14 protein-coding genes and 3 pseudogenes are annotated in these 18,988 nt (G+C 54.3%); 13 read left to right on the top strand and 4 right to left on the bottom strand.

Annotation, left to right across the window (positions count from 1 at the left end; translation table 11 throughout):
* Positions 1–129 precede the first annotated feature (129 nt).
* Positions 130–1,053, bottom strand: a complete 924-nt coding sequence (locus KRAC_RS29170) for an SDR family oxidoreductase (protein WP_007913570.1) — start codon at positions 1,051–1,053, stop codon at positions 130–132.
* A gap of 363 nt (positions 1,054–1,416) precedes the next feature.
* Between KRAC_RS29170 and KRAC_RS29165 the strand changes: the two are divergent.
* From KRAC_RS29165 to KRAC_RS79735, 10 genes and pseudogenes are all read left to right on the top strand, one after another.
* Positions 1,417–1,893 (top strand): annotated as a pseudogene (locus tag KRAC_RS29165) (IS6 family transposase); the annotation flags it as partial.
* Positions 1,894–1,964: 71 nt separating this feature from the next.
* Positions 1,965–2,750, top strand: coding sequence for an IS6 family transposase (locus tag KRAC_RS29160; RefSeq protein ID WP_007913568.1), 786 nt, complete (start codon positions 1,965–1,967; stop codon positions 2,748–2,750).
* A gap of 551 nt (positions 2,751–3,301) precedes the next feature.
* Positions 3,302–4,240, top strand: coding sequence for an NADP-dependent oxidoreductase (locus KRAC_RS29155; RefSeq protein ID WP_007913566.1), 939 nt, complete (start codon positions 3,302–3,304; stop codon positions 4,238–4,240).
* Between the two features lie 323 nt (positions 4,241–4,563).
* A pseudogene (locus tag KRAC_RS69310) lies at positions 4,564–5,289 on the top strand (IS1 family transposase).
* A 109-nt stretch (positions 5,290–5,398) separates the two neighbouring features.
* Positions 5,399–6,796, top strand: a complete 1,398-nt coding sequence (locus KRAC_RS29145) for a mercuric reductase (RefSeq protein ID WP_007913561.1) — start codon at positions 5,399–5,401, stop codon at positions 6,794–6,796.
* A gap of 150 nt (positions 6,797–6,946) precedes the next feature.
* Positions 6,947–7,663, top strand: a complete 717-nt coding sequence (locus KRAC_RS29140) for an IS6 family transposase (protein ID WP_007913559.1) — start codon at positions 6,947–6,949, stop codon at positions 7,661–7,663.
* 816 nt (positions 7,664–8,479) lie between these two features.
* On the top strand, positions 8,480–9,370 hold the full coding sequence (locus tag KRAC_RS76340) for a transposase (protein ID WP_244422323.1): 891 nt from the start codon (positions 8,480–8,482) through the stop codon (positions 9,368–9,370).
* A 183-nt stretch (positions 9,371–9,553) separates the two neighbouring features.
* Positions 9,554–10,513, top strand: a complete 960-nt coding sequence (locus KRAC_RS29125) for an IS110 family RNA-guided transposase (protein ID WP_052568672.1) — start codon at positions 9,554–9,556, stop codon at positions 10,511–10,513.
* 565 nt (positions 10,514–11,078) lie between these two features.
* Positions 11,079–11,468 (top strand): transposase, encoded by a 390-nt coding sequence (locus KRAC_RS29120; RefSeq protein WP_007913556.1) that lies wholly within the window; start codon positions 11,079–11,081, stop codon positions 11,466–11,468.
* 129 nt (positions 11,469–11,597) lie between these two features.
* Positions 11,598–11,741 (top strand): annotated as a pseudogene (locus tag KRAC_RS79735) (VOC family protein); the annotation flags it as partial.
* 231 nt (positions 11,742–11,972) lie between these two features.
* On the opposite strand, the gene pdxR reads toward KRAC_RS79735, so the two are convergent.
* Positions 11,973–13,484, bottom strand: coding sequence for a MocR-like pyridoxine biosynthesis transcription factor PdxR (pdxR, locus tag KRAC_RS29115; protein WP_007913527.1), 1,512 nt, complete (start codon positions 13,482–13,484; stop codon positions 11,973–11,975).
* A 398-nt stretch (positions 13,485–13,882) separates the two neighbouring features.
* Here pdxR and KRAC_RS29110 point away from each other — a divergent pair, with 398 nt between their 5' ends.
* The gene (locus KRAC_RS29110) at positions 13,883–14,386 is read left to right on the top strand and encodes an aldo/keto reductase (protein ID WP_244422321.1); all 504 of its coding nucleotides are present in this window, start codon (positions 13,883–13,885) and stop codon (positions 14,384–14,386) included.
* A gap of 397 nt (positions 14,387–14,783) precedes the next feature.
* Complete coding sequence (locus KRAC_RS29105) at positions 14,784–15,902, top strand: integrase core domain-containing protein (protein ID WP_052568671.1); 1,119 nt, start codon at positions 14,784–14,786, stop codon at positions 15,900–15,902.
* 300 nt (positions 15,903–16,202) lie between these two features.
* Here KRAC_RS29105 and KRAC_RS29100 read toward each other — a convergent pair whose 3' ends face one another.
* The gene (locus KRAC_RS29100; protein WP_007913552.1) at positions 16,203–16,778 is read right to left on the bottom strand and encodes a DinB family protein; all 576 of its coding nucleotides are present in this window, start codon (positions 16,776–16,778) and stop codon (positions 16,203–16,205) included.
* 642 nt (positions 16,779–17,420) lie between these two features.
* Here KRAC_RS29100 and KRAC_RS71770 point away from each other — a divergent pair.
* Positions 17,421–17,669: a hypothetical protein gene (locus KRAC_RS71770; protein WP_157507314.1), complete on the top strand. Its 249-nt coding sequence runs from the start codon at positions 17,421–17,423 to the stop codon at positions 17,667–17,669.
* A gap of 67 nt (positions 17,670–17,736) precedes the next feature.
* Here KRAC_RS71770 and KRAC_RS69300 read toward each other — a convergent pair.
* Positions 17,737–18,911 (bottom strand): IS630 family transposase gene (locus tag KRAC_RS69300; protein WP_085954422.1). Its coding sequence is split into 2 segments (ribosomal slippage): positions 17,737–18,458 and positions 18,458–18,911, totalling 1,176 coding nucleotides; the frame shifts between segments, so codons are not numbered across the junction.
* Between the last annotated feature and the right edge of the window lie 77 nt (positions 18,912–18,988).

Raw genomic sequence — 18,988 nt, 5'->3', positions numbered from 1 at the left:
TGGTTATCTTTATCTCGATTTGAGAGCACATGCGAGAATGCTCAACATTTCTTTCAAAGGACATCTTCTCTCAAACAACATCGGTATGCGAGTCATCTTCTTATCAGTCCAATAGATCCTATTCCTCTTCTAGAAGAAGTGTCCATCTTCGAGATCCTGGATCAGCGTGGGGTGTACTGGCTGCCACCCCAGCAGCTCGCGGGTCAGCGCGCTCGACGTCGGGTTGTCTACTGAGGAGAAGGGTCCGAGCCAGCGAAAGTGCTTGCCCGCGTCCTCTGGAGAGATGGAGACCACCGGGAGATCGAGATGCCGACCGATCACCTCGGCGATGGTGCGGGTCGGCACGCCCTCTTCCCCGACTCCGTGCAGCACCGATCCCGCTGGGGCCTTCTCCAGCGCCAGACGGAACAGGCGAGCGGCATCGAGCCGGTGCAGAGCGGGCCAGCGGTTAGAACCATCGCCGACGTAGCCGGAGACGCCCTTCTCACGGGCGAGACCGATCAGGATCTCCGTGAAGCCGCCTCTTCTTTTGTCGTGAACCGAGGGAGCCAGTCGCACGATCGATGAGCGCACGCCGCGCCGGGAGAGAGCGAGCGCCACTTTCTCCGATACGAGCCGGGGCGCGACCAACCCGGCGTCGGCCACGTCCTTTTCCGTCCCGAGACGCCCCTGCGGGAGAAAGAATGTGAGCATCACTGTTCCCGAGGTGATCACGAACGGCTTGCCGGAGCCTTCGAGCGCTGCTCCGATTGTCTGGACGGCGTTCAGATCCGTGCGCACAGCGCTCTCGTAGTCCGTGAAGATCCCCTGGTTGTCCGCGATGAAGTCGTGGACAAACGCGAGGTGGATGACGCCGTCAGATGCAGCCGCTGCGCTGCGCAGGCTGTCAAGATCATCGAGGGAACCACGATGCACCTGTGCGCCGGCGGCAGCAAGCGAGGCAGCGGCTGCATCTGAGCGTGCCAGGCCGAGGACCTGATGGCCCGCCTCGATCAGTTCGGGGACGACGACGGAGCCGAGACTGCCGGTCGCGCCGGTAACAAAAACTTTCATAGGAAAAACCTCCATTAAGAAGCGTAAGGTTAGGGTTTCGGTCGTGTGGCCACACACATCAAGTCAGGTGATACAGCATGATTGATTGTGTCGTCACACATGCGTGTGCCGGTTTGGCAAGCAATGCAGCCAGCATCTCTCCCGACGACAAGCGTTCCTTGACTGACATCAGAAGTATACACTGATAAAGGACTTGTCAAAAGGGCCATTTTTAGATAGACGAAAGGAGCCATTGAAGAAAGATTTCGATCTATGCAGAGGGTATTGTCAACGTGACGGTGTGGCGAAACATGGTGCTAAAATAACCTCATGAAAACAAACATCGTTGCCCCCACATAGAAAGGCTTTCGTTACCCTCCGGAAATCATTAGCCACGCCATCTGGCTGTATTTTCGCTTTTCGCTCAGTTGCGCGTGATGTCGAAGAACTGCTGGCACAGCGAGGGATCGTCGTGACCTATGAAACCGTGCGGCAGTGGTGCTTGAAGTTTGGGCAGACCGATGCCAATGAGTTACGTCGTCGCCGCCCTCGTTGTGGCGACACATGGCACCTGGATGCGCGTCTATCTGAAGATGAACGGGAAAACGCACTCTCTCTGGAGGGCTGTAGATCAGGATGGCAACGTGCTCGACATCCTTGTGCAAAGCCGACGCAACAAGAAGGCTGCGAAACGATTTTTCCGCAAGCTTCTCAAAGGGTTACACTACGTTCCACGCGTGATCATTACCGATAAGCTGAAGAGTTATGGGGCGGCGAAACGCGAAACCTTGCCTGGCGTGGAGCATCGTCAGCACTCGCGTGTTGAACAATCGTGCTGAAAATTCGCACCAACCTACGCGGGCTGTGTTGCAAAAAGAAGGAGGAGCATGATAAGCTTGGGCTTATTTTGAAGATGGGAAGGAAGCACTGGTATGGATGGAACCCCCCCTTTCAAATGGCGTCATTTTGAAGCGGACATGATCTTGCTCTGTGTCCGCTGGTATCTACGCTATGCTCTCAGCTACCGAAACCTCGAGGAGATGATGGCTGAACGAGGGCTCGCAATTGACCATACGACGATCTTCCGGTGGGTCCAACAGTATGCACCTGAGTTGGAGAAACGCTGCCGACCTCACCTCAAGCCGACGACAGATTCCTGGCGAGTCGATGAGACCTACATCAAAGTCCGCAAAGCTTGGATGTACCTGTATCGAGCGGTCGATTCCGAAGGGAACACACTCGAGTTTCTCTTGAGTCCAACGCGGGATGCCGAAGCCGCCAAACGCTTTTTCTGCAAAGCACTGTATGTGGCTGCCTCTTCAGCTTCTCAAGCACGTCCGATCGAGGAACCGGTGGTTCAGCGCACCGCGCTGGCTCGCCTCAATACTGCTCCATCGGCTCCTCGCGTGGTCAATGTTGATAAAAATGCGGCCTATCCCAAGGCCATTGCGGACCTCAAAGCTGCTGGAGTTCTTCCCGCGTCCGTCGAACTGAGGCAGGTCAAATACTTGAATAACCGGATCGAGCAAGATCATCGCTTCATCAAACGGCTGGTCAAGCCAGGGATGGGCTTCTTTTCTGTTGAAACAGCAGAACGAACGCTCCAGGGATACGAGGTGATGAACATGCTTCGTAAGGGGCAAATCAGAGGGGTGGACAAAGGAGACATCCGCCTGCAGATCACCTTCATTGCCCGCCTGTTTGGCGTGGCCGCCTAAGCTGAACGGGAAGCGGGGCTTCACATTCCCCATGGGTTTCTCTTAGAATGGGTCTCTCTTAGAATTTTTGCAACACAGCCTGTGTTCTGGTCGAGAGTGATTTCCGGCCTTTCGGCATACTGTATCTGCGTTCCTGAACGTCTTGACACGGATTGAAATCTTTCTTCAATGGCCCCTTTAGCCTACCTGAAAATGGCTCTTTTGACAAGATCATTATTGGAGTATGCTTCTCGTGTCAGGAAAAGAAAGTTTCTTCAAGAAGCAGATAAAGGAGATGTCCAGAGGGAGCGAGCATGAATAGTCGTGTTGCAAAAAAAATTGGGCTGAGAAAGTGGTGCAGGTAATGTGGCTCTACCCAATGTGCTGAGCTTTACATTTTTTGCAACACGACCTCATTTGTTCACACTCGTCTCATCATATCCTGGCAGAAAGCAGCATACGGAGAGAAAGTCTCTCCGTTTGAAAGAATCCGCCTGACTTCTCTAGGAGACATATGTAACGTTGGTAGAACGAAAAGAAAAAAAGAATTGTGAAAGGACAAGGGACAACATATGCAAGCTATCGCCATTACCGCCTTTGGCGGGCCTGATCGTCTCACGCTCATGGACCTGCCTGCGCCAACCTGTGGCCCGGACCAGGTCATTATTCACGTTCAGGCAGCAGGTGTTGGAATGTGGGATGTGAAGGCGCGGCAGGGGAGCCTGACGCTGGAAGGACAACAGTTTCCGCTCATTCTTGGTTGGGAATCAGCAGGGATCATTGAACAGGTAGGGGCTGCGGTGACCGGGCTGAACGTAGGAACCCGCGTGATCTCTACGACGTATCAGGTCGGCATTGGTCATTATGCCCAGTCTGTCGCTGTTCCTGCACATCTCGTCGCGCCAGCTCCATCCTCTCTCGATGCCTTGCACGCAGCCGCGCTTCCTATCGGCGGGCTTACCGCTTACCAGGCAATCTATGAAGTGCTGAAGATGCAGAGAGGAGAAACGCTCCTGATTACCGGTGCGGCTGGAGGAACAGGCACGCTTGCCGTTCAGCTTGCTGCTCATTTAGGAGTCCACGTCATTGCCACTGCGAGCAGTAAGAACCATCCATACCTTCAGCAGCTTGGAGCCAGTGAACTCATTGATTACGCACAGACGGACTTCGCGAGCGTGGTCCAGGCGGCTCATCCCAAGGGTATCGATGCAGTTCTGGACTGTGTTGGTGGAGAGACGGCGGCAAGAAGTCTGAAGGTTGTGCGTGATGGTGGGCGGTTCGTCACGATTGTTGATCTTGAGCAGGTAACACCTACCCGTCACATTGATACGCAATTGCTCTACTACCGCCCCGATGGACAACAATTGGCCGAACTAACGAAGCTCGTCGATGCCGGTCAGTTGACGGTCCACCTCGACCAGGTGTTTCCTTTGGAAAAGGCCAGCCAGGCTCACGAGCGCTTGGAGACACGGCACCACCAGGGAAAAATTGTGCTTAGCCTGGAAGGGTGAACGTAATCTCATCTTCCGGTATTGTCAACTCAGCCAAAGTTGTAGAGCTTCCATGCCAAAAATGGCCGCAACGTGGAGAGAGCTCTCTATCTCTGACCTGATAGTCAGGAGAACCCTGGCGAAAATAACGTCGGAGCTGTGAGAGCTCATCAACAATTTTGGAAGTTGACAAGACCTCTTTGGACGCCTGCGTCTCACGGGATGTGCAACGAGGTTTAGCTCATCAGTGATATGACTTGAGACCGTTCTTCGTCGCTGTCCCCGGGAATAACTGCTCAGGTGGGTAGTGGTTAGGTGGTAAGTGATGAGATAGAATTGGGGTTATGACTCAAGAAACGATGATACACGTTTGCCGTGTCTGTAGAAGTACAAATATTGTCAAAAATGGAGCCAATCGTTGTGGAAATGCTCAATACCACTGCAAGGACTGTGGCACCTATCGTGTTCTCACGCCAGTAAGCGTCTTCAGAAACTGAGCAACAAACCGTGCTGCGGGCTTATCTGGAACGGTATAGCCTACGTGGAGTGGCACGAATCTTTGCCATGGCACGGTCAACCATTGCGGGGTGGCTCAAAGCGCACGTCCAGAACTCGCCTGATGTCAAAGAAACCCTTCCGCCTGCGACCCAGATGATGTGCTCGAACTCGATGAAATGTGGAGTTTTGTGCGCAAAAAAGACCAGGCGCGGTGGTTGTAGACGGCAATGTGCCGCCGAACCCGCCAAATCGTTGCCTTTGCTATTGGAGACCGAAGCAAAGCGACCTGTCTTCGGCTTTGGCAAGCCATCCCGCATGAATACAAACACTGCCATACCTTCAGTGATTTTTGGCATGCCTATCAGTACGTATTCCCAACTGAAACCCATCATTGTGTTGGGAAGGAAACTGGGGAGACTGCGCATATGGAACGCTGGAACAACACCTTGCGTCAACGAGTAGGCTGCTACGTTCGACAAACGTTGTCCTTTTCCAAATCTGACGAATCTCATGAAATGGTTACCAAGTGGTTTATTGTTCAGTATAATTTGGGCTTATCACTTACCATCTAACCACTACCGTATCGTCGAGGGCGCTCTCAGACTCAAACTTAACAAGAACGGCTACCGGAGCCGATGTATCCTTAGCCCTGGCAGCCTCACCAGAAGGAGATGAACACAAATGACTTCGACAAACTATGATGTAATTGTGATCGGCGCCAGTAAGGGCGGTAGATTCTTCCCAATCGATTTTGCAAAAGCAGGCCGGAAAGTGGCGCTCATCGAGCGCGACCAGATAGGCGGTGTCTGTGTGAACTTCGGCTGTACCCCGACAAAAACGATGGTCGCCAGCGCACGCCTCGCCTATCAGGCAAGACGTGGGGCCGAGTACGGTGTTCACGCCGGCCCCATTTCGGTCGATCTGCGGACCGTCCGCCAACGCAAACAAGGCATAGTCGAGGGTGTTCGCAACAGCCACGAGAGCCGCCTGACAGCGCTGCAAGGACGGGGTCTCGATCTGCTAATGGGCGAGGCCCATTTTATCGCTCCGAAGACGCTTGAGATCTCTCTCAAGGACGGCGAGAGGCGAGAGATCACCGCGCCACTGATTTTTATCGATACCGGGGACCGACCAGAACAACTCACGATCAAAGGCGCCGAGAGTGTCCCTGTGCTCAATTCCACCACGATCATGGAACTGGATACGCTCCCCGAACACCTGCTCATCACTGGTGGCGGCTATATCGGGCTGGAGTTCGGGCAGATGTTTCGCCGCTTTGGCAGCCAGGTCACGATCATTCAGCCTCGTCCACGCTTACTCATGAACGAGGATGAAGATGTCTCTAACGAAATCACGAAGATTTTGCGCGAGGAAGGGATCACGGTCTTGACCGAAACAATGCCGCAACAGATTGAGCCACTGGACGGTGGGCGCATGCGGTTGACCGTACGCACGCCTCAGGGAGAACAGCAGATTACCGGCTCGCATCTGCTGGCGGCAACCGGTCGTGTCCCCAACACGGAAGCGCTCACCCCTGAAGCTGCTGGCATACGCCTCGACAAAGATGGCTACATCCAGGTCAATGAGCGCCTGGAAACGAACGTTCCTGGCATCTATGCGCTGGGAGATGTCAAAGGTGGGCCTGCTTTCACCCACGTCTCTTTAGATGATTTCCGCATTGTGCGCACCAACCTGCTTGAGCAGGGCAACGCCAGCACACGAGGTCGCCTGGTCCCCCATACCATCTTCATCGATCCCCAGCTTGGGCGAGTTGGCCTGACCGAAAACAAGGCCAGAAAACAGGGTCGCAACATCCGGGTGGCCAAATTGCCCATGAACGCCGTGTCCCGTGCCGTAGAAACCGGCGAGACGCGCGGCTTCATGAAGGCCATCGTCGATGCCGATACCCAACAAATTTTGGGCTGTGCCATCCTGGGAGCAGAAGGCGGCGAGATTATGACCATCATCCAGGTAGCGATGATGGGCAAGCTGCCCTACACCGCCTTGAGAGATGGCATTTTCACGCATCCCACCCTGGCTGAAGGGCTCAAGGCACTGTTTATGACGCTCGACTCTTAGGGTTACGTTGATACTACCTTTTTGTTATGAGTCATCCCGGATTTTTGAGCTTCCCATAGAACCACCGGAGTGATGAGGAACTCAAAAAAAGTGGATGCTAGGCAAAAAAAGGTATTGTCAACTTGGTAACGAAGTTGATAAAGTAACTCCATGAAAACACATACCACTACTCCCAATTACAAAGGTTACCGCTTCCCACCGGAAATTATCAGCCATGCGGTGTGGTTGTATTTCCGTTTCTCGCTCAGTTTTCGTGATGTGGAAGAGCTTCTTGCACAACGTGGGATCGTGGTGAGCTATGAAACGGTGCGTCAATGGTGTTTGAAGTTTGGGCAGACCTATGCCAATGAACTACGACGTCGTCGCCCGCGCTGTGGGGATAAGTGGCACATGGACGAGGTAGTCCTCACGATCCGTGGCGAGAGGCACTATCTGTGGCGAGCGGTGGATCAAGATGGCAATGTGCTCGATATCCTGGTCCAGAGCCATCGCAATAAAAAGGCCGCCAAGAGATTTTTTCGCAAGCTGCGCGTAAGGCTGCAATACGTACCGCGTGTCATCATCACGGACAAGCTCAGGAGCTATGGTGCGGCCAAACGCGAGATCCTGCCTGGTGTGGAGCATCGGCAGCACAAAGGATTGAACAATCGAGCGGAAAACTCACACCAACCCACGCGATTGCGTGAAAAGAAGATGCGGCGCTTCAAATCAGCCAAGCTGGCCCAACGCTTTCTCTCCGCCTTCGGCCCTATCTCTCAACATTTCCAACCGCGACGACACCGTTTGCGTGCCGGGGAATACCGTGCCACTTTGCTGGTCCGATTTCAGACCTGGAGTGAGATCACCGGAGTGAAACTGGTTGGCTAACTGCTGAATATCCCAAGCTTCCCACTGCTCTGCAACTTGTTCCCTCTTTATACCTCAGCAATTACCCCCACTTCAACCAGCAAGTTGACAATACCGACCCACATAATTCCACAATTTACATCAGGTGAGCTATCCAGGCACATTTCATATCGGCTTTGTCCAACGTAAATTTTGGCCAAAATAGTGACAGCAAGCTTGTCGCAAGAAGAGTTTGCAAAGAAAAAGAAGATGGTCTATAGCTCTTGCAGAAAGTCAAACCAGCAAGAGGAGAACCATCATCATGACAGAATCTACGATGAAACTGACCCAACGTTTTACGGGATGTGCGAGCCTGGCTGCGGTGGGCATCAAGCTGCGCACCCTGGACCTGTTGGCACCGATCCGAAAGCTCGTTCAGATTCCGCAGAAGACCGTGAAGGACACGCCGTTTGAGAAACTCTCTGACGCTTTCATCAGTATCCTGGCAGGCGCCGCAGGACTGGTAGAGATCAACAGCCGTTTGAGGAGCGACCGCGCGTTGCAACAGGCGTTTGGACGAAGCCGCTGCGCAGAACAATCGGTGGTCCAGGAGACACTCTCGGCCTGCACCGCCGAGACGGTCAAGCAGATGGAGCAAGCGATGAAGCACATCTACCAACAGCACAGCCAGGGTATCGGCATGACTACCATCGACAGTTTCAGATCCTGGATGTTGACCTTACCGGCCTGCCCTGTGGCAAAAAGGCGGCTTTGGCGACCAAAGGCCATTTTGCCGGGGCGCGCAACCGCCGTGGACGCCAATTGGGTCGAGTTCTGGCGACTCGCTACGCAGAAGTGGTGGTCGATCAGCTTTTTGAGGGTCGGACCAAGCTGGCTGAGGCATTTGTCCCCCTGGTGCAAGCCGCCGAGCAGACGCTGGGGCTCGATGAAGCCAAACGCACTCGCATCCTGCTTCGGGTAGATGCGGGAGGAGGCAGCCTGGACGATGTGAACTGGGCTCTCAGCCGAGGCTACCAGATCCTGTGCAAGGATTACTCTGGCCAACGTGCCGCTCGACTGGCAGCCTCCGTCACCCGTTGGGTGGACGATCCTGATGAACCAGGCCGACAAGTGGGCTGGGTCGAACTGGAAGCGTCTGAATATGTACGCCCCGTGGTCCGCATTGCGATCCGCAAACGCAAGCCCAATGGACAGTGGGGCATCGCGGTCCTGATTTCCAGCTTGTCGCCCGCCGAGGTCGAGGAACTGAGCGAAGTCTCGCTTGCCTGCAGTCTTGATCCCGCCAAGGAATTGCTGCTTACCCATGTGCGCCTCTACGACCAGCGCGGTGGCGGAGTCGAGACCTCTTTCAAAGGCAACAAACAGGGCTTCTCTCTCGGCAAACGCGGCAAGAAGTGCTTTGAAGCGCAACAGATGGTCATGCTCCTGGGAAGCTTGGCCCACAATGTCGTCGTCTGGGCACAACTGTGGTTGGCAGGAACGGCCTCTGCCATGCAACACTACGGACCTTTACGTATGGTGCGCGATGTCTTTCATGTGAGTGGCTTTCTACTCCTTGATGCTTGGGGGCGCATCCGTCAGATTGGACTCAATCAAGATGCTCCCTTCGCGCTTGTTTTACTTAGCCCTTTGCGGACTCTCGTGGCTCCTGCGCATGTGACCATTTATTTGGCCAAAAGCGGGATGTCGCAGAGCGACAGGAATGCGCATGAAAATGGATTATACTGAGGGGGGTGATGAGCACCAGTGGTTGTACCTAAAGTGATACTCTCAGTTCGAGCCAAAAGCTGACCGGGGTGCATCCAGCAGGAATGACTGTTGCCATGAGCACGTGGAGGAACCTTGTCCGTTTTTTCGCACCCAGCTTCACCACCCACAGTAGAAAGTAAATTCATCACGAGGAGGTGTGTTATGCAGGTGGTCTATGAACGCTGTGCTGCCATCGACGCCCATCAGAAGACGGCTGTGACTACCATCGCGATCACACAAGCCAATGGGCATCTCCAGAAAGAGACGCGTACCTTTACGACCATGACCAGTGATCTGCTCCGACTCGACGATTGGCTACAGGAGCAAGGGGTAACCGTCGTCGCCATGGAAAGCACGGGTGTGTTTTGGCATCCGATTTTTAACCTGTTGGAAGAAGGACGAGAGATCATCCTGGTCAATGCTCAGCATATGAAGGCTGTGCCGGGACGAAAGACAGACGTAAAGGACAGTGAATGGCTGGCAGACTTGTTGCGGCATGGGTTGCTTCAGGCGAGCTTTATTCCGCCGAAGCCGACACGAGAACTGCGGGAACTGACCCGCTACCGCAAGACCCAGGTGCAAGAACGCAATCAAGAGGTCAACCGGCTCCAGAAGGTGCTGGAGGGAGCCAACCTCAAATTGGCAGTCGTAGCGACCGATGTCTTAGGCAAGAGTGGACGCGATATGCTCGACGCCGTGGTAGCCGGAGAGCAGGATGCCGAGACATTGGCTGCCCTGGCCCGCGGACGGCTGCGCGCCAAGCTCTCCGATCTGCGCCTGGCCCTGGACGGACGTGTGCAACCGCACCATCGCTTTCTGCTCCAGCGCATCCTGGCTCATATTGACTTTCTGGACCAGTCCATCGCTCAAGTTGAGCAAGAGATCGAGCAACGTTCGCATCCGTTTGAGGAGGCCGTGGAGTTAGTCGTGACGATTACCGGGTTGCAAGCCACCACTGCCGCTGGGATTCTGGCAGAGATTGGGATAGATATGACACGCTTTCCTTCTGACAAACACCTGGCCTCCTGGGCGGGCGTAGTGCGCTGTATCACGCACTTGAGTATCCCTGGCGCAGCCAGGAGGAACTCGAAAGGAGGTTCTTGGGTCAATGGCTTACCTTGAGTCGAAAGACAACGGGGACAAGAGCATGCCACTGAAAGCGAGAGGAAACCAGAAGACGCTTATGGAACCGTCTCGCAAGACCCGTGCAATATGGTGAGAGCTACACTGCTCAAATTCCAATCCCCAATCGGTGTATGCCCACACCCATCGCTACAGCGTCTAAGAGCGGTGTCGCCTCATGGAGTGAACTCAGATGCCGACACTCCACCTTTCGTGAGGCGAGATGATGGACAGCGAGTCTCTTGAAGGGGATGAGTGGAACACCTACGTTGTGCTCGTACGTACTCAAGTGACGGAATGCAGGATGACCTAAAAGGGGAGACCCTCATGGTTACGGAGCTTGGATAGTACTCGTCGGAGTCACGCCCGATCAGGGAAGCCAGGAGAGCTGGCCACAGGGGGAAGCCAAGCAGGTGCTTGGAGTCTTCCTCTCAGGGAGGTGCGCGAGATGCGCTTCTGCCATAACTGAAGGAAGACTCACTGGAAACAGAGAAGCACTGGAGAGCGCCGTGCCTGGAAACTCGCATGCGGCGTTCGGAGGAGGGCCGGGGGAAAAGGGCTGTTTATGCAGTACCTCGCCCGCGGCCTATCCTACTGCCCAGGCAACAAGCAGAGTGCGGGCAAGCGTCTGAGTGGGAAGGCGACGCAGGGCAATACGTATCTGCGTGCGCTCTTAGGGGAGGCGGCCTGGGCTGCTGCCCGGACCAAAGGCAGCTATCTGTCCGCCTTCTATCAGCGCCTGGCCCGTCGTCGGGGGAAGAAAAAAGCCCTTGTGGCTCTGGAGCACAAGCTGCTAATCATCATCTATCACGTCTTGCGCACCAAGAAACCCTACCAGGACCTGGGAGCGGATTACTTTGATCACTTAGAGAAAAATCGCCTGGAGCGGCACCATATTCGCCGTCTCGAGCAGCTTGGCTACACTGTCACGCTCACCCCAAAGGAGGCTGCTTAACTCGTACTCCCTTGTTTCAACAGCACATGATCCTTTCACCAGGAGCATGAGCACTCCGCTTTTGCCCCTCTGGTTTCCTATGCGTTTCTTTGTCTCCAAGGGAGCCGGAGAATTTTCGGAGGAACTTAGGTCCAAGAAAGCGAGGAGCGTGTTAACGAGATCTATCAACGCTTGAAAGACGACGGATTTGAAATGAAGCCCCCGGAACGGAGTCATGCCTGGACATTTTATGTTCAAGCGCCAGGCGGGTTCCTGGTCGAGGTTCTGGCCTAGCCTACGGCGTCCAGATCTCTCGGATTTCCAGGAGTGGTTGGTTCTGCCCACACAATCGAGAGAGGATGAATAGCGTGTACAAGCCGAGCTCCTCTGAACACGAAAATGGGATGCGCCTCTTTCCGAGGCTCAAAATGAATTCATATTATAAACGGACCACGGAGCAATAGCCGCGTACGCCAGTAGCGGGCCCGCTACTGGCGTACGCGGCTACTTGAGTCAAAGTGGCGTCTATGTAAGCGCACTCCGCAAAACACGCGCCAGGGCATGCACATCTGCTCGTAGCGCCTCTGGGGTCGCATTTGCGAAACCAAGCACAAGGCCATCACGCTTGAGGGGTTGCATGCTAAATTGCGAGACGGGCAGTATACGCAAGCCTTGTTTTGCAGCCAGTTCGACTACGCTATCGGCGCTTCCCCCCTCCGGCAGCCAGGCAACCAGGTGGATGCCAGCCTCTGGTATTGTAACGTCCAGAATATTGCCCAGCTCCTGGCTCAAGGCCTTCACCAGGGCATCGCGCCGCTCCATGTAGAGTCCACGCATCTTGCGTAGGTAGCGCGCGAAATGCCCCTCGGTAATAAAATCGGTCAAGGCCATCTGCTCCAGCAGCGGCGGGTGTACATCGACGAAGCGGCGGGTGGCGAGAAAGCCCTCCAGCAACTGCGGTGGCACAACCATATATCCCAGGCGCAACGAGGGAAAGAGCACCTTGCTAAAGGTGCCAATATAGATCACGCGCCCCACACGATCAAGGCCATGCAACGCCTCCAGAGGCCGCCCGCTGTAACGATACTCGCTATCATAGTCATCCTCTACGATCCAGCCTTGCGTCTCCCTCGCCCATTCTAGCAACTCCAGGCGCCGGACCAGGCTCATGGTGACCCCTGTAGGAAACTGATGTGAGGGGGTCACTACCGCCAGGCGCGCCTCGCCTTTAAGCCGTCGCCCTGCCGCGACACTGATACCCTGGCGATCCACAGGCACTGGCAGCATAATGGCTCCTGCAGCCATTAACGCACCCCTGGCCCCAAAGTAGCCCGGATCCTCAACCCAGGACTGCTCGCCAGGATCGAGCAATACGCGCGCCACCAGATCTAGCGCGCCCTGTGCTCCGGCTGTGAGTATGATCTGTTCAGGCATACAATGTACACCACGCGTAATGCCGATGTGGGCTGCAATGGCCTCGCGCAAGGGCGCGTAGCCCTGTACATCCCGGTAACGTGCATAAGCTTGCAACGATTGCCGGGCATGTTTCGCTATCAGCCTGGCCCAGATCTCATAGGGAAAGTACGCCACTTCAGGATAACCCACCAGGAACACATCTTTGTCTGGGCTTACCTCTACCACATGTCCCGCTACAAACTCGTCGAGCAGGATTTGACTACGCCGCGCCAGCAAGGCATGCTGTATCGCTGGCGTCCCTTTTCTACCTTGTTTTGACGCCTTTCCGCCCGCCTGCGCCAGTTGCTCCGGCTCTAAGCGAGCTACCCGCGTCCCATCTCCCACCCGGCTCTCCAGATATCCCTCCAGCAATAACTGTTCGTAGGCCAGAGCCGTCGTATTACGCGATACCCCTAGCTGGCTAGCCAGGACACGCGTCGAGGGGAGGCGTGTTCCCGTCTCCAACTGGCCCGCCAGGATTTGCGCCCGCAAGCGCTCATAAAGCTGGCGATAGAGCGGCGCCTGCGCGTTCTGATCAAGTATAATCTCCGGTTTATCCACCGGTTTCGCCCGCTTTGGCATAAGTTACTGTTGCTCCCTTTGCTGAAAGCGCTCAAAAATTTTTTACTCAAAAATGGCACTGCCATAATAATATAAATTGGCTCTTCAAGCAAGTCTATTATTAAGATAGACTACCTCCAGAAAGAAAACAACTACATGAAACACTTGCTAGTTACCCCGATGGCAAGTCAGACGAACGGGGTCAAGGGACTCTGCCCCTTGCTAGTGCTACGTTCCTCAATGACATGGATAAAGCGATGAACCGAGGTCTGGAGTCCAAAGAGAGGTCGACTGTTCGCAGGTCTCGGCTTGTAGAAATGATAGCGCCATTAAGGAATACAGCATTACCCTCTTCTGTCAGAGATGGTAGGTGCTCAAAACAGAGCACCGTGTTTTTGGGCAGGGACGTTGAAGAGTCCTTGGCTTGCAGAGGGTGGTGCTCTCCATACCTCACTGGCTGTCTCTCCCTCTCTGACAAAAGAGGGATTAGCGAGGTCACGGTTGAGCAAATTGAAGCCGCGCAGAAGTTCTTCCAGGTTGTAACGGTCCAGAATCTCTACAATCTAGTGATGTGCCAGAGCGAGGATGTGCTTGAGTATTGCCAACGCGCCAATATCGGGTTTATTCCCTGGTTTCCGCTGGCTGCGGGGAGCATGACACAGCCAGGCTCCCCACTCGATGCTCTCGCGAAAGAGAAACATACGACTCCCAGTGGTATCGCCCTCGCATGGATACTGAAGCGTAGCCCCATCATGTTGCCAATCCCTGGCACCAGCCAGCTGAAGCACCTGGAGGAGAATATAGCAGCTACCAACATTGAACTCAGCGATGAAGAGTTTCAGCAGCTCAACGAACTGGGTCAGCGCGAGTGGCAGAGACATCAGATTGATAAACATCAATACCTGAAGGATCTGGAAAAGTAGGCAATATGCACGCCAAACGGCGCGTTATAGGGTCCATGCTTGCATGAACTCTCTTCGCCGGGCGATACGTTCTCACGGCGCGAATAAGGCCATGTTAGCATGGGCCCTACAAGATCTCCTGCATAAAGTAGTTTTTCATAGAAGAAGAAAGAGTTTTCCTATGTCACAAATGCAAGCTCATTGCTCGATAGCGGGGGAACAGGCGTCTCCCACGCGCATTAATCCTCGCATCATCCTTGTGCTGGCTACTTGGGACATCTGTTCGGGAAATCAGCCTGTTATGAACAATGAAATGAGCTTTCTTGCCAAGCACGTGAGATGCGTGTACAATCAACACTGCCCATTCTGTGTATGCACTCCAACCATATGCCATTTTTACAAAGAAGAGGTTCTATTTGTGTGGTGGGTATTTTCCTCGGTCAAGCGATGCCTGTCTTTCAACTTCCAAACATTTCTCGAACGCGTTCTCTGTTGGGTCAAACCATCGGCAACCTCCCTTGTGCCCGGTACGCTTGCCGATCTGACTAAAGGGAAATTGGAACTGCTGGCGGAAAATGCGCTCTTACGGCAGCAACTGATCATTCTCCGTCGACAGGTCAAGCGACCGACCTACCGGAAGACGGACCGGCTTCTCCTGGTGCTTCTTGCCAGGATGGCCCGAACCTGGAAACAGTCACTCTTCCTGGTCCAGCCAGAGACGCTCCTGCGCTGGCATCGTGAACTCTTCCGTCTGTTCTGGAAGCGCAAAACGAAGGCATGCGCGAGAAAGTCGAAGCTCTCACCTGAGACGATCTGCTTGATCAAGGAAATGGCCGCGAAGAATCGACTTTGGGGCGCGGAGCGTATTCGGGGAGAACTGCTCAAGTTGGATATTCGCGTGAGCAAACGAACTATCCAGAAATATATGAGGCCCATTCGCCGGAGACGACCGAATGGGCAGAGTTGGAAAACGTTCTTGCGCAATCACGCGGCAGGCGTGTGGGCCTGTGATTTCTTACAGGTGACTGATCTCTTCTTCCGCCCACTTTTTGCTTTTTTCATCATCGAACTCCAGTCGCGCCAGGTGATCCATGTGAACGTGACGCGATCGCCGACCGATCCCTGGGTCGCGCAACAACTGCGCGAAGCGACTCCGTATGGGCAAACACCCAAGTATCTGATCAGGGATAATGATCGCAAATTCGGGCCGAATTTTGCTCGCGTGGCCGCAACGAGTGGGATCAAGGTGCTTCGCACACCATACCGAACGCCGCGTGCCAATGCTGTGTGTGAACGCTTTCTGGGAAGTGTGAGGCGAGAATGCTTGGATCATTCCCTGATCTTCCATGAGAAGCAACTCCATCGGCTCCTCAATGCCTATACGGTCTACTTCAACCAGGCTCGACCCCATCAAGGGCTGGGGCAACGCATTCCGGTACCATCGGTTCCGTCTGCTTCTCTTCTGAAGCCCCCAAGCCGGGTGATCGCCATTCCCATGTTGGGTAGGTTACACCATGACTACCGGAGGGCCGCCTAAATAGCCAAAAGCCAGAGAAAAGAGAAGATGTACGAATGTGTTTCTGTGCAGTCTGACCCTTTGCTTCATTGAGCAAAGAGAACAAGTCCTCTTGCCTCATCGCAGAGGTCTGGCGTGCTGACGATGGGGTGTATCCACTTGAGATAAACCCTTTCCGTGCTTTTTCTGCCTCTCGTTTCTTGGCATGAGTCAGAGATTTTGGAACGGATATGCTAAATAGCCAGCACACTGTACTTTTGTTTTGGCGTTAGCATTTTTGCAGAGCTATGGAGCGACTTTAGCCGCCCCATCACAACAATGTCACACACGAGACGCGCTTGCCTGGTGCACTATTTCACGCATTTGATCCAGATGAGATGCATCGTGGTATAAACCCAGGATAAAGCGGCCAATGGCATTGAGTTCGCCAGCTTGCGGGAAGAATGAATATGTCATTATAGTATCCAGGTGAGGCTCGTCAGGCCACGCGTCGAGCATAGCTTTACGCATACGACGGCTCTCCTCAAGACGCTGGCGCACCTGAGCGATACTTGTCACGCTCTCCCAGGGAGTCTCGTAACGTGAACGACCCTCAACCTGCAGACCACGGGCCAGCACGAGAGCCAGGGCGGCGGCCTCTTCGGATGAAGCGGTGGCGTGAACCACCACGTGGCCCAGGGTCCACGCCAGGGCGGCCTCTTCAGAATTCCCAAAGGTATCGTTCGCCTGGGGATCTAGCGGCACGAATGTCACGTCCGCATCAACTGTATCAGTAATGATCTCTTGCATTACATTGATCGTTTCATCGGTAAGCTGATAAAGATCGGTCTTTGTCAGACCAGCGGCTATGTCTGCCAGGGTCTGAGAGCCGCTTGTCACTGCACTAAAATCGAGCATAGGGGTCTCCATCAATGAATTTTTGTTAGGAAGTAAAAGGATCTCAGGTTTTTTCAGCGCCTGTTTTCCTTAAGCAAGGCTTGGTAAATAAGGTGACGAGTGATCAGGTTTTAGGGGTCTTGGTCACTTTCGGTGTTTAAGCTCATCAACAGACACGAGGGAAAAGGCTTCCGGGCTTTCTGGAGCAATCTCTTGCTGTGTTTAAACACCGAAAGTGACCAAGACCCCTAAAATCTGTCAACTCTTCGCACTTACACACAACATCTTGATGGCAGCAGTATACTACGACAATGGAACTGTTAAAAGAGCCATTCATAGCTATAATAAGGGGGGCCATTTACGAGCAAGCGAGGTCTTCAAAACGTTTCAATAAGAAGAACAGACAGGAGCGTTCTTGTACCTTCAGGCGCTGAGGCCTGGTTGTTCTTGGTTGTGGACCCGCAGGCGCGTTCTTGTCCGCAGGTGGTGTTCGCATTCGTTGGTGCTCCAGCGGGAAGGATGGTGCCCGTGGACACAAAGGGCCTGCAAGAGGATGTGTTTTCTGGACGCGCCTACGATGGAAGGTGGGGGCACGTCCCAGACAGGAAAAGACACGTCTGTGACGGCTTGCAGAGCGGGTGTGAACCGTAGGGGGTGTAGTGTGTGTCTCCGAAATGCGAGGGAGCAGGAAAGAACGTCCCCAGAGAAGCCAGGAATCGCCTGGAGCTGGTGACGGCGCGAGGAGCTGAGATGACCCCAAAGCACCAGGAAATCATCGATGCGACATTGCAGGCGATGTATGCGCGTGAGCGACAGTGTCATCGTGTGCTCAGTCTTCCTCCTGAGGAGCCGTTCCGCAGGAGGAGTATTGAGCAGCTGCGTGCGAGTCTGCTGGGCCAGAAATTGTTGTAGATTTTGTTTTTGCACTGGAGTAGATGTGACTTTGCACTGGAGTGATTGCTTCAACTCTCTCACTCTGTCACATAATAGTCTCCGAAGGCTGACCAATAGGTGATTGAACGGGATAGAGCCGCTTGAGTTTGAGGCGCGCATCTGCTGTCCGAAATTGCCAGTTGATGATACCCACGCGCTGGTTGCGGTGCTCCTGCCAACTTTGCACTTGTTGACACAGTTCCTCGATGGTCGCGATGTTGTGCGCCAGACCCTGCCGCGCCAGCACGGAGAATTCGATCTCGGCAATGTTGAGCCAGCTCGCATGCTTGGGTGTGTAGTGAATTTCCAGACGATCTGCCAGCGCTTTGGCCTGTTCTGGTGGGAGGAGCTCGTAAAAAGAAGCGGGGGTGTGCGTGTTGAGATTGTCCAGCACCAGGACGACTTTCTTTGCTTCGGGATACTGTTTTTCCAGAATCTCTTGCATGAACAGCGCCCAATCCTTCTTGGTTCGGTGCTCAGTGACTTTCAGGCAGCGTTTGCCCGCCAGTGGCTCATAGGCAATGAAGAGGTTGGCACTTCCCTGTTTTTCGTAGGTGTAGTCTTCGCGGGCGACCTGCCCCGGTTTGGCTGGCTCAGGGGGATATTTGCCTTTGACCAGATTTTTACCCATCTCATCCATGCAGATGTGGGGAACCGAGGGATCGTAGGGCTGGCAATAGACATCCAGCACATCCTCCATATGATAGACAAAGTCGCCGTCCGCCTCTTTGGGAAAACACCACGATTTTTTCAGCCACGGCTTCAGCTCGTTTTTTTGAGCGTCGTTCTCACTGTTTCCGGGCCGATGTGTTCCACATACTCCAGTTGCGCCATGCGATCAGCCAGCAATCGCACCGTCCAGCGCTGGTGTCCGTCAGGAGCCTTGCTACACGCCAGGGCGATCAATTGTGCCTCTCCTTTGCCATCTAGGCACCGCCGCTCGGGGTGTTCGCGCGGAAAGCTTCCGGTGAGAGCCACTTCCAGGCTCCCTTGCACAAAGCGCTGTTTGACGCGAATCACCGTGCGGCGACTGATGGAGAGCGCCTCGGCAATCTGCCCATCAGTGTGACCGGGTTTTCCTTGCCATTGATCGCTCATCAGGAGCACCCGCGCCACGACGTAGTGTTTAGCCGGAGTCGTGCTGGTATGCATCATCATTTCTAACCATCGGCGTTGCTCTTGACTCAATCTCACGGGGTAACGGGAGTGGGAGGTTTTCATAGACGTCAGCCCCTTTTTGTCCTCTCGAAGACATAACTCACCCCCATACAAAATCGGAGCCCGCCAGGCTTCGATTT

It is taken from the genome of Ktedonobacter racemifer DSM 44963 (genome assembly GCF_000178855.1).
Lineage (GTDB): Bacteria > Chloroflexota > Ktedonobacteria > Ktedonobacterales > Ktedonobacteraceae > Ktedonobacter > Ktedonobacter racemifer.
Note: the sequence above shows the minus strand (reverse complement) of the source record. Positions and strands in the feature narration are given on the sequence as shown.